Annotated in this window: 12 protein-coding genes; 8 read left to right on the top strand and 4 right to left on the bottom strand. The window is 62.0% G+C overall.

The genetic code is table 11. The annotated features are described in order from the left end of the window. Positions 1-44 precede the first annotated feature (44 nt). Together J4E53_RS28030 and J4E53_RS28025 are read right to left on the bottom strand one after the other, a co-directional pair. Positions 45-281, bottom strand: coding sequence for an anti-sigma factor (locus tag J4E53_RS28030; protein ID WP_103310148.1), 237 nt, complete (start codon positions 279-281; stop codon positions 45-47). Continuing rightward, positions 275-886 (bottom strand): RNA polymerase sigma factor, encoded by a 612-nt coding sequence (locus J4E53_RS28025; RefSeq protein WP_060738720.1) that lies wholly within the window; start codon positions 884-886, stop codon positions 275-277. Before J4E53_RS28025 ends, J4E53_RS28030 begins: the two co-directional genes overlap by 7 nt. A gap of 248 nt (positions 887-1,134) precedes the next feature. On the opposite strand from J4E53_RS28025, the gene J4E53_RS28020 reads away from it, so the two are divergent. The 4 genes from J4E53_RS28020 to J4E53_RS28005 are packed head-to-tail and all read left to right on the top strand — an operon-like array spanning position 1,135 to position 3,566. Beyond that, positions 1,135-1,440, top strand: coding sequence for a DUF2282 domain-containing protein (locus tag J4E53_RS28020; protein WP_060738898.1), 306 nt, complete (start codon positions 1,135-1,137; stop codon positions 1,438-1,440). A 25-nt stretch (positions 1,441-1,465) separates the two neighbouring features. Continuing rightward, positions 1,466-2,335 (top strand): DUF692 domain-containing protein, encoded by an 870-nt coding sequence (locus J4E53_RS28015; protein WP_103311246.1) that lies wholly within the window; start codon positions 1,466-1,468, stop codon positions 2,333-2,335. Continuing rightward, positions 2,332-3,090, top strand: a complete 759-nt coding sequence (locus J4E53_RS28010; protein ID WP_060738900.1) for a DUF2063 domain-containing protein — start codon at positions 2,332-2,334, stop codon at positions 3,088-3,090. Before J4E53_RS28015 ends, J4E53_RS28010 begins: the two co-directional genes overlap by 4 nt. Next, positions 3,087-3,566, top strand: coding sequence for a DoxX family protein (locus J4E53_RS28005; RefSeq protein ID WP_103311244.1), 480 nt, complete (start codon positions 3,087-3,089; stop codon positions 3,564-3,566). Before J4E53_RS28010 ends, J4E53_RS28005 begins: the two co-directional genes overlap by 4 nt. A gap of 122 nt (positions 3,567-3,688) precedes the next feature. Here the strand turns inward: J4E53_RS28005 and J4E53_RS28000 are convergent, their stop codons facing one another. After that, the gene (locus J4E53_RS28000) at positions 3,689-4,603 is read right to left on the bottom strand and encodes a LysR family transcriptional regulator (protein ID WP_060738902.1); all 915 of its coding nucleotides are present in this window, start codon (positions 4,601-4,603) and stop codon (positions 3,689-3,691) included. 104 nt (positions 4,604-4,707) lie between these two features. Between J4E53_RS28000 and J4E53_RS27995 the strand changes: the two genes are divergently transcribed. From J4E53_RS27995 to J4E53_RS27985, 3 genes are all read left to right on the top strand, one after another. Continuing rightward, on the top strand, positions 4,708-5,307 hold the full coding sequence (locus tag J4E53_RS27995; RefSeq protein ID WP_103311243.1) for a short chain dehydrogenase: 600 nt from the start codon (positions 4,708-4,710) through the stop codon (positions 5,305-5,307). 61 nt (positions 5,308-5,368) lie between these two features. Beyond that, positions 5,369-6,043, top strand: coding sequence for a COG3650 family protein (locus J4E53_RS27990; RefSeq protein WP_092165973.1), 675 nt, complete (start codon positions 5,369-5,371; stop codon positions 6,041-6,043). Positions 6,044-6,116: 73 nt separating this feature from the next. After that, positions 6,117-7,730, top strand: coding sequence for an NAD(P)/FAD-dependent oxidoreductase (locus tag J4E53_RS27985; RefSeq protein WP_060738904.1), 1,614 nt, complete (start codon positions 6,117-6,119; stop codon positions 7,728-7,730). A 121-nt stretch (positions 7,731-7,851) separates the two neighbouring features. On the opposite strand, the gene J4E53_RS27980 is transcribed toward J4E53_RS27985, so the two are convergent. After that, a complete protein-coding gene (locus J4E53_RS27980) occupies positions 7,852-8,946 on the bottom strand; it encodes a PLP-dependent cysteine synthase family protein (protein WP_060738905.1) in 1,095 nt (364 codons plus the stop codon). Positions 8,947-9,215: 269 nt separating this feature from the next. Between J4E53_RS27980 and nhaA the strand changes: the two genes are divergently transcribed. Then, on the top strand, positions 9,216-10,403 hold the full coding sequence (gene nhaA / locus J4E53_RS27975; protein ID WP_103311403.1) for a Na+/H+ antiporter NhaA: 1,188 nt from the start codon (positions 9,216-9,218) through the stop codon (positions 10,401-10,403). Positions 10,404-10,589 lie beyond the last annotated feature (186 nt).

Below are 10,589 nucleotides of genomic sequence, written 5' to 3'. Positions count from 1 at the left end.
CGCGAGCAAGCTCGCTCCCACAAGGGTGGGTGGTGTCTCAGGTGTCAGCGGATGTTTTTGCGGCGCTCGGCGGCGAGTTTCTCGGCGAGCTGGTCCAGGTCGGGAATCGGGGGTTGCGGCAGTTTTTTGAGGGTCGCCTGCATCAGGCGCATCTGACGGATGAAGCGTCGGCAATTGGGGCAGAACATCAGGTGATGACGCACCATCAGGCGCTCACGAAAGCTCAATTGTCCATCGAGATAATCGCTGGAGCGCGCCACTTGTTCCTTGCAGGTCAGCATTCGCCGGTTTCCTCGAAATGTTCAACAGTCGCGAAGACCTTCAGTCGGGCACGATGCAACAGCACACGGACATTGGAGAGCGAGATACCCAACAGATTACAGATTTCGTCCAACTCCAGGTCTTGCTGTTCCCGCAGGGTCAGTACGCTGCCTTGCAGCTCCGACAGGCTGAGCAACGTGTGCTCCAGGCAATCACGCAATTCACTCATCGTGAGCAACGCTTCGGGCGTGTCCTGGTGCCAGGCGAACGGCGCCAGCAGCCAATGGCCGTCCGCGGCGAAACGGTCATCGCCGAGGGTGCCGTGGGGGGCCGGGAGGTCATCGAGCAGCACTTCCCGCCGGTTCTGCTTGTAGCGCCCCTTGGCGGCGTTGGCCGTGATGGTCAACAGCCAGGTCTTGAGGCTGGAACGCCCCTGGAAACCACTGAGATTGCGCACCACGGACAACCAGGCGTCCTGCACCACTTCGTCGACATGGCGACTGCCGACAATGGCATAGGCCACGGCACGCATCGGGCTCTGGTAAGCGCTGACCAGCTCTCTGTAGGCCTGCTGCTCACCCGCCAGGAGGCGTTGGAGCAGAAGGGTGTCGTCGGTGACCGTCATTCAACACCCCATTGCCTGGAAGGACTGATGATTTTTCTGTGGCGAGGGAGCTTGCTCCCGCTCGGTTGCGCAGCAACCGCAAAATCTTGGGGCCGCTGCGCAGCCCAGCGGGAGCAAGCTCCCTCGCCACGGGTTTTGCAGTGCATAAAAAAATCGAGAGTCCGCTGTAACGCTTTCCCACCGCCCTTCTCTAGTTCAGCAGACCGGCGCTAACGCCGGTTCATTTCCCTGAAGACTGGAGAATCACCATGACTGCTTCGACCCGTACCCTGTCCGCCGCTGCCTTGGTCCTCGCCCTGGGTTCTGCCCTGAGCATGACAGCCGTCCCGACCGTTCACGCAGCCGACGACACCATGGAAAAATGCTTCGGCGTCGCCCTCAAAGGCAAGAACGACTGCGCTGCCGGCGCCGGCACCACCTGCGCCGGTACCGCAAAAATGGACTATCAGGCCAACGCCTGGAAATCGGTCCCGAAAGGCACTTGCACCACCATGGAAAGCAAAACCTCCCCCACCGGTTTCGGCCAGCTCGAAGCGTTCAAAGCCAAGTCCTGATCGCATCTGCCTGAGGCCTGCCACCATGTTGGATACCCTTTCTCTCGCCACCGATAGCCGGCTGCCGCCAAGGGCAGGGCTGGGGCTCAAGAGTGCGCATTTTCGTGAGGTACTCCAGACCCGACCGGACCTGGGTTTCTTCGAGGTGCACGCGGAAAACTACATGGTGGCCGGCGGGCCGCTTCATCACTTCCTGGGGCTGATACGCGAACAATATCCGCTGTCGTTGCACGGCGTCGGCCTGTCGATCGGTGGGGAGGGGCCGCTGGATGTCACGCATGTGCAGCGCCTGGCCGCCTTGATCGAACGCTATCAGCCCCAATCCTTTTCCGAACACCTGGCCTGGTCCAGCCACGGCCCGGTGTTCCTCAATGACTTGCTCCCCCTGGCTTATGACGAAGCAACCCTCGACCGGGTCTGCGAACACGTCGACCAGGTGCAGTCCAGCCTCAAGCGCACGCTGTTACTGGAAAACCCGGCCACCTACCTGGCCTTTGAAACCTCGACCTTCGACGAGCCACAGTTCATGAGCGAAGTGATCCGTCGCACCGGCTGCGGCCTGCTGCTGGATGTGAACAACGTCTACGTTTCGTGCATCAACCATTGCCGCGATCCATTGGCCTACCTCGACGCCCTGCCTCTGCATGCGACCGGCGAAATTCACCTGGCCGGCTTCGCCGAAGACTCCGACAGCCTCGGCGAGCGCCTGTTGATAGACGATCACGGAGCACCCGTCGACCACGCGGTCTGGCAACTGTATCTCCAGGCACTGGAGCGGACCGGGCCAGTCGCCACCTTGATCGAGCGCGACAACCACATCCCCGCATGGGAAGTGCTGCTGGCCGAAGCACGCCAGGCCGATCAACTGTTGAGCGCCGCCGGAGCCCGGCCATGAGCAACCAGCACGCATTTGCCGCCGCCCTGCTCGACCCGCGCAAAGCGTGTCCGCCGGGCCTGGTCAGCGCCAATGGGGCGGCCCCGGAAAGCCGTTTCGCGGTGTACCGCAACAACGTGCTCTGCTCATTGATCAACGCCCTCGCCGACAACTACCCGGTGGTGGTGCAACTGGTGGGCGAGGAATTCTTCCGGGCCATGGCCGGGGTCTATGTCCAATCGACGCCGCCGCGCAGCCCGGTGATGAACGACTACGGGGGCGACTTTGCCGAGTTCATCGAACACTTCGAGCCCGCCGCCAGCGTGCCTTACCTGACGGACGTCGCCCGGCTGGAGCGACTGCATGTGCAAGCCTGGCATGCCGCCGACGCCAAGCCCATGGCGCAAGAACGAATCGTGGCAGCGCTGTCATCCCCAACGCTGACGGGGCACCTGAAGATCGGGCTTCACCCGTCACTGCGGCTGCTGCAATCCCCCTACGCCGTGGTGACGATCTGGGCCGCCCATCAGCACCAGGCGCCCGTACCGTTCGAAACGTTTCCCGCGCAAAACGCCTTGGTGCTGCGCAACGGCCTGGAGGTGGAGGTGTTTGCGATCAGTCGCGCTGCCCATGGGTTCATCGCAGCCCTGCAACAAGGCTTTTCCCTGACGGCTGCCATCGAGGCCTCAATCGATCTTGACCTGGAACACACCCTGGCGGGGCTCATCCGCCACCAGGCCATCACCCATCTCCTAGCCGAACAGGTATCTCCATGAACGCCCTGATTGCCAGTTTCATTCAATGGCTGGAGAAAATCCCCCACAGCCTGATCGCCTTCGTCGCACGCTTCTCGATTGCCGCCGTGTTCTGGAAATCCGGCCAGACCAAAATCGAAGGACTGGCCATCGACCTGTTCGACGGCACCTTCCAGATCGGTCTGCCGCGACTGGCAGACTCGACCATTCCACTGTTCAAAAGCGAATACGCCCTGCCGCTGCTGTCGCCGGAACTGGCCGCGCACCTGGCGGCCACTGCCGAGCATGTCTTCCCGGTGATGATCATGCTTGGCCTGGCGACACGCTTTTCAGCGCTGGCCTTGCTGGGGATGACCTTGACCATCCAGGTGTTCGTCTACCCGGACGCCTACCCGACCCATGGCACCTGGGCGGCGGTCTTGCTCTACCTGATGGCCCGTGGACCGGGGGTGTTGTCGATCGATCACCTGATAGCCAGGCGTTACGCCCACGGCTGAACACAGATCCCCTGTGGGAGCGAACCTGCTCGCGATAGCGGTGGGTCAGCTTGCACAAATACCGGATGTACCAACGCCTTCGCGAGCAAGCTCGCTCCCACAAGGGATATCAAATGACCGGGTTATCGCTGTAGCCGATCCAACGCCTCGCCACTGCGCTTGAACCAGTCGATCAAATAGTCGGCCAGCACCTGGGTGCGCTTGGGCAGGCCGCCCTGGTACGGGTGCACCAGGTACATCGGCATGCGCCGGGTCTGGTAGTCGCGCAGCAGCCAATGCAGGCGTCCATCCGCCAACGCTTCATGCAGCAGGTACGACGGCAGCCGGGCGATTCCGGCACCGGCCAGGGCGGCTTTTTTCAGCAGGCTGTAGTGATTGCTGGCGAACGGCCCCGACACTCGGACCCGCAACAGTTCGTGTTGTTGGTGGTAAAGCCATTCTTCCCGGCCGCTGTAGTGGCTGTTGAGCAAACAGCGGTGCTCGGCCAGGGCCTGGGGCGTCTCAGGCTCGCCGTAGTGTTCGAGGTAGGCCGGGCTGGCGCAGGTCATTTCGTGCCACGCCAACAATGGCCGGGCCACCAGCCGCTCATCGATGGCGGCGTCGGAGCGGATCGCCAGGTCGAAACCATCGCGGCTCAAGTCACGGTAACCGTTGTTGAGCTCCAGTTCGATCTGCACATTGGGGTACGTGCGAGCGAACTCCATCAGCAAGCCCTCGAAGAAGGTTTCACCCAACGAAACCGGAACCGTCATACGCACCGGTCCGGAAATGTCATCCTTCAACCGAGCCAATGCCTGACGCGCCCTTTCCACCTGCACCAGCAGCGCCTGGGCCTGAGGCAACAGCGCCGCCCCTGCCGCCGTGAGGCTCAAGCGCCGTGTGGTGCGTTGCAGCAACACCACCGAAAACCGGCTCTCCAACAGGCTGATGCGCTTGGACAACTGGCCCTTGCTGCACCCCAATTGCTGGGCCGCCAAGGTAAAACTGCCGGCCTCCATCAACACGGCGAACGCCGCCAGGTCATCCATTTCGCTCATTGGATTGTTTCCAAATGAAAACCAAAGGTTGCCTATTAGCACGATTATCAATGGAAAGAACCCCTCTAGACTGAAAACTCGTTCAACCCATTAAGGAACAGCTCATGAAAATCCTCTTGATCGGCGCCAACGGCACCATCGGTTCGGCCATTGATACAGAACTGTCGCCCCGCCACGAAATCGTTCGGATCGGCCGCCACAGCGGTGAATTGCAGGTGGATATCAGCGACAGCGCCTCGATTCGCGCCCTGTTCGAGAAGACTGGCCGTTTTGACGCCCTGGTCTGCGCCGCCGGCAACGTCACCTTCGCGCCCCTGGCCGACATGACCGAAGACAGCTTTGCCCTGGGCTTGAAAGACAAGCTGATGGGCCAGGTCAACCTGCTGCTGATCGGTCGCGAATTCGCCAATGACGGCGCATCCTTCACCTTCACCACCGGCGTGCTCAGCCACGACCCGATCAAGAGCGGTGCTTCGGCGGCCCTGGTCAACGGCGCCCTGGACAGTTTCGTGCGCGCCGCGGCAATCGAGTTGCCACGGGGCCTGCGGGTCAACTCGGTGAGCCCGAACGTGCTGCTGGAAGCCATGGGCAAATACGCGCCTTATTTCCGTGGCTTCAAACCCGTCCCCGCAGTGGATGTGGCATTGGCCTACGCCAAGAGCGTCGAAGGCCTACAAACCGGTCAGACCTTTCACGTGGGCTAACACCCCTTGTGATGCAGGATCAGTCTGAGTAACGTGGCGGCACTTGTCTGGAGACCCAATGATGCGTGCCGCCCGCTCCCTGCTATTTGTCGCCCTCCTGCCGCTGTTCACCGGCTGCCAATTGCTCGACACCCCACGTCAGAGCGCCTCCCACGCCGGCCAGACACGCCTGCAGGGCGAACTCACGGCGGCCGACGGCAAACTGGTGTTCCAGCCATGCCAGGAACAGCGCCGCTACATCGTCAACGACAGCGGTGGCACCAGCGTGCTGCAACAGGCCGCCAGCCTGGCCGATGACCAGGGCAAACTGTTTGCCGATGTACGTGGCCGTATCGTTTCCAGCGCAGCGGCCGGCACCGACAGTCAGTTGGACGTTGAACAACTGTATCGCCTGGAGCGCTCGGGGACGGCTTGCGAAGACGTCGACTTCAAACGCGTGATCCTGCGCGCCGCGGGACACAGCCCGGAATGGACGCTCAAGGCCAGTGGCAAGGGCCTGGTGCTGGATCGCGAAGGCCAGCCGCCGCTGGCGGTGCCTTACGTCGAGGAGCAATTGGGCGATGGCCGCTTCAACTTGGGCACCGAGGCCAACGGCCAGAAAGTCGAGCTGTGGGTCACACCTGCGCGTTGTGTCGACAGTGTCAGCGACAGCGTGCAACACATGAGCGCCGAGTTGCGGGTCAACGGCCAGGTCCAACGCGGCTGCGCCTACTTCGGTGGCGCGCGCGACGACTGATTCACAGCTTTTGGCTTATAATCGCCGGTTCACGCCCTGGTGCAGTTGTGCATCCCGCGAACCGGACCCCGCCATGTTACGAATCACCGAACTCAAGCTGCCAATCGATCACCCCGAAGAAGACCTGCGCCCTGCCATCGTGCAGCGCCTGGGCATCGCCAGCGATGACCTGCTCGACTTCACCCTGTTCAAGCGCAGCTACGATGCGCGCAAGAAATCCTCCGAACTGTGCTTCATCTACACCATCGACCTGACGGTGCGTGATGAAGCCAGCCTGCTGCGCAAGTTCGCCGATGACCGTAACGTCAACGAAGCGCCGGATGTCAGCTACAAAGTGGTGGGCCAGGCACCGGCCGACTTGAGCGAGCGGCCGATCGTGGTCGGCTTCGGCCCGTGCGGGATTTTCGCCGCCCTGTTGCTGGCGCAGATGGGGTTCAAGCCGATCATCCTCGAACGTGGCCCGGAAGTGCGCCAGCGTACCAAGGACACCTGGGGCCTGTGGCGCAAAAGTGTGCTCAACCCCGAGTCCAATGTGCAGTTCGGTGAAGGCGGCGCAGGGACGTTTTCCGACGGCAAGCTCTACAGCCAGATCAAGGACCCGAAATTCCTTGGCCGCAAGGTCCTGCACGAATTCGTCAAGGCCGGGGCGCCGGAAGAAATCCTCTATGTCAGCAAGCCGCACATCGGCACGTTCCGCCTGACAGGCGTGGTGGAAACCATGCGTGAGCAGATTCGCGCCCTGGGCGGCGAAGTACGCTTCCAGCAGCGGGTCACCGATGTGCTGATCGAGGACGGCCAACTGGTCGGCGTCGAACTGGCCGGCGGTGAACGCATTCATTCGAAACACGTGATCCTGGCCCTCGGCCACAGCGCCCGGGACACGTTCCGTATGCTCCACAGCCGTGGCGTGTATATGGAAGCCAAGCCGTTCTCGGTGGGTTTCCGCATCGAACACCCGCAATCGCTGATCGACAGCGCGCGCCTGGGCAAGTACGCCGGCCATCCGAAACTCGGCGCCGCCGACTACAAACTGGTGCACCACGCCAAGAATGGCCGCTCGGTGTACAGCTTCTGCATGTGCCCGGGTGGCACCGTGGTAGCGGCGACGTCCGAGCCGAACCGCGTCGTCACCAACGGCATGAGCCAGTATTCGCGCAATGAGCGCAACGCCAACTCTGGCATCGTCGTCGGCATTACCCCGGAAGTGGATTATCCGGGTGGCCCGCTGGCCGGCATCGAGTTGCAGGAACGCCTGGAGTCCCACGCGTTCGTGCTCGGCGGCAGCAACTACGAGGCCCCGGCGCAACTGGTGGGCGATTTCATCGCCGGCAAGCCGTCTACGGCACTGGGCAGCGTCGAACCTTCCTACAAGCCTGGGGTGTCCCTGGGTGATCTGGCCCTGGCCTTGCCGGACTTCGCCATCGAAGCCATCCGCGAAGCCTTGCCGGCGTTCGAGAAACAGATTCGCGGCTACTCGCTGCACGACGCCGTGCTGACCGGCATCGAAACCCGCACCTCATCGCCCCTGCGCATCACCCGCGACGAATCGCTGCAGAGCCTGAACGTCAAGGGTCTGTTCCCGGCGGGTGAAGGCGCCGGTTATGCGGGCGGGATCCTGTCGGCGGGGGTGGACGGGATCCGGATTGCCGAGGCCGTGGCGCGGGACATTCTCGGTCTCGAAGCCTGACAGTTGGCCCTGTGGGAGCGAGCTTGCTCGCGATGGCGGCCTGGCATTCAACACAGATGTTGACTGATCCACCGCTATCGCGAGCAAGCTCGCTCCCACAGGGGATCAGGGTTTTCAAGATTCAGATATTGGCCCGCAACACACTCTCTGGCAGTGCCGCGCCCCGCTCCACACTCGCCGCTACGATGTCCATCAGCCCGCTCAACTCATAGCCTTGGGCCTTGAGCCATGCCGGGTCGTAATAGGTCGTGGCGTAGCGCTCGCCGCCGTCACACAAGATCGCCACGATCGACCCCGACTCCCCCGCATCCGCCATCTGCCGGGCCGCCATGAGCGCGCCGATCAGGTTGGTGCCGCTGGACCCACCGACCCGTCGTCCCAGACGCTCGGCCAGGTAATGCATGGCCGCCAGCGACAAGGCGTCCGGCACCTTGACCATCGCATCGATGACGTTCGGCAGGAACGACGCTTCGACTCGCGGCCGGCCGATACCCTCAATGCGTGAACCGCAATCCAGGCGCAGGCTGGCGTCGCCACTGCGGTAGTAATCGAAGAACACCGAACGCTCGGCGTCGGCACACAGCACGCGGGTGCCATGCTGGCGGTAACGGACATAGCGTCCCAGGGTGGCCGTGGTGCCGCCGGTGCCGGGGCTGGAAATCAACCACGTGGGCTCCGGATGCCGCTCGAAGCGCATCTGCTGGAAGATCGATTCGGCAATGTTGTTATTGGCCCGCCAGTCCGTGGCACGCTCGGCATAGGTGAATTGGTCGATGAAATGCCCGTCATGCTCGCGGGCCAGGCGCTCGGATTCGGCGTAGATCTGCGTAGGATCATCCACCAGGTGGCTCTGGCCGCCATAGAAAGCGATCTGTGCGATTTTTTCCCTGGAGGTGGTCGCCGGCATCACCGCAATGAACGGCAGGCCCAGCAACCTGGCGAAGTAAGCCTCGGAAATCGCCGTCGAGCCGCTGGAGGCCTCGATCACTGGCGCACCGGGCTTGAGCCAGCCGTTACACAACGCATAGAGAAACAGCGAGCGGGCCAACCGATGCTTGAGGCTGCCGGTGGGATGACTGGACTCATCCTTGAAGTACAACTCGATGCCCGGCAGACCAGGCAGCGGCAGCGGAATCAGGTGGGTATCGGCGCTGCGCTGGAAGTCTGCCTCGATGATGCGGATCGCTTCACGGGCCCACTGGCGGTGGTCGTTCATGGTGTGTTTGCTCACTGATCGTGTTCGGCGTGGGGAGATCACGCGGTCGTGCAGGCACGGCTTGAGTTCGGAAAAACCAGACGCCAGCTTAGGAAAAAACCGACATCACGCACAGGTACAGCTAAGGTCCAATATGGTCCGTAACTGCCGACTGCGTGGCGCAGGCCTTGTAACGCCATATAACAAAAAAGAATATAACTTTTGTTTTAACAACTAACAGTACGGGTTAGGGTGTGCCATCTTTTTGATTCGATACATGGAGAGCGATCGTGGCTCTACGCAATTCTCTGACACGTTTTTTTCAACTGGAGGCTGCCAGCGGCCTGCTGCTGATCGCTGCCGCCGTACTGGCCCTGGTCATCAACAATTCACCGCTGTCCTGGTTGTATAACGGCCTGCTCGACACCCCGGTGGTCGCCCAGGTGGGCGCCCTGAAGATCGCCAAACCCCTGCTGCTGTGGATCAACGACGGCCTGATGGCGATGTTCTTCCTGCTTATCGGTCTCGAAGTCAAACGTGAAGTCCTCGACGGGCAACTATCAAAGCCATCGCAAATCGTCTTGCCGGGCGCGGCGGCGATTGGTGGCATGGTGGTGCCGGCGCTGATCTACTGGTTTCTCAACCGCGATAACCCGGCCGCCCTCGCCGGCTGGGCAATTCCGACGGCCACCGACATCGCGTTCGCCCTCGGCGTGCTGGCCTTGCTCGGCAAGCGGGTGCCGGTGTCGCTCAAACTGTTCCTGATGACCCTGGCGATCATCGATGACCTGGGCGCCATTATCATCATCGCCATCTTCTATTCCGGCGCCCTGTCGACCTTGTCGCTCATGCTGGCAGCCGCCTGCATCGCCGTGTTGGTGGCGATGAACCGGATGGGCGTGATCAAGCTCGGGCCCTACATGGTCGTGGGCCTGATCCTCTGGGTCTGCGTGCTCAAGAGCGGTGTCCATGCCACGCTGGCCGGGGTAACCCTGGCGTTCTGCATTCCGCTGCGCACGAAAAACGCCGAGACTTCGCCGCTGCTCTCCTTGGAACATGCCCTGCATCCCTGGGTGGCCTATGGCATCCTGCCGCTGTTCGCCTTCGCCAACGCCGGCCTGTCCCTGAGCGGCGTCACCGTCGAGAGCTTCACCCATGACGTGCCGATGGGCATCGCCATCGGCCTGTTGCTGGGCAAGACCGTCGGCGTCTTCGGCCTGACCTGGCTGGCCGTGAAAATCGGCATCGCCAGCCTACCCGCCGGTGCCAATTGGGGCCAGGTACTGGGCGTGGCGATCCTGTGCGGGATTGGTTTCACCATGAGCCTGTTCGTCGGCTCCCTGGCGTTCGAGCCGGGTGTGAGTGACTACGCTGGCATGGACCGGATGGGGATCCTCACGGGCTCTATCCTGGCGGCGTTGCTGGGTTATGCGGTGACGGCGGCGGCCAGTCGCAAGCGGGCGACATTGCCGTCCTGACAGTTTCCAACACGTCTTTAAGTCGTTTCGGTCCTCAATATCCGGTTCTACCAGTAGCAATTTGATGGACAAGTAGAAGTATGGTTTGTGTGTATATCCGTTGCTGCGGTAACGGCCACTTAGGGTTCCGCTCTTACAGCGGGTCACTTTTGGAAAAGCGCCAAAAGTAACCAAAAACGCTTTGCA

Origin of the sequence: Pseudomonas sp. FW305-28 (genome assembly GCF_017351395.1) — a bacterium.
Taxonomy (GTDB): Bacteria; Pseudomonadota; Gammaproteobacteria; order Pseudomonadales; family Pseudomonadaceae; genus Aquipseudomonas; species Aquipseudomonas fluorescens_AA.
This window is presented reverse-complemented; position numbering and strand designations above follow the sequence as displayed.

Coding starts and splice junctions, on each gene's coding strand:
- J4E53_RS28030 (WP_103310148.1), bottom strand. CDS start 281: ATGCTGACCTGCAAGGAACAAGTGGCGCGCTCCAGCGATTATCTCGAT.
- J4E53_RS28025 (WP_060738720.1), bottom strand. CDS start 886: ATGACGGTCACCGACGACACCCTTCTGCTCCAACGCCTCCTGGCGGGT.
- J4E53_RS28020 (WP_060738898.1), top strand. CDS start 1,135: ATGACTGCTTCGACCCGTACCCTGTCCGCCGCTGCCTTGGTCCTCGCC.
- J4E53_RS28015 (WP_103311246.1), top strand. CDS start 1,466: ATGTTGGATACCCTTTCTCTCGCCACCGATAGCCGGCTGCCGCCAAGG.
- J4E53_RS28010 (WP_060738900.1), top strand. CDS start 2,332: ATGAGCAACCAGCACGCATTTGCCGCCGCCCTGCTCGACCCGCGCAAA.
- J4E53_RS28005 (WP_103311244.1), top strand. CDS start 3,087: ATGAACGCCCTGATTGCCAGTTTCATTCAATGGCTGGAGAAAATCCCC.
- J4E53_RS28000 (WP_060738902.1), bottom strand. CDS start 4,603: ATGAGCGAAATGGATGACCTGGCGGCGTTCGCCGTGTTGATGGAGGCC.
- J4E53_RS27995 (WP_103311243.1), top strand. CDS start 4,708: ATGAAAATCCTCTTGATCGGCGCCAACGGCACCATCGGTTCGGCCATT.
- J4E53_RS27990 (WP_092165973.1), top strand. CDS start 5,369: ATGCGTGCCGCCCGCTCCCTGCTATTTGTCGCCCTCCTGCCGCTGTTC.
- J4E53_RS27985 (WP_060738904.1), top strand. CDS start 6,117: ATGTTACGAATCACCGAACTCAAGCTGCCAATCGATCACCCCGAAGAA.
- J4E53_RS27980 (WP_060738905.1), bottom strand. CDS start 8,946: ATGAACGACCACCGCCAGTGGGCCCGTGAAGCGATCCGCATCATCGAG.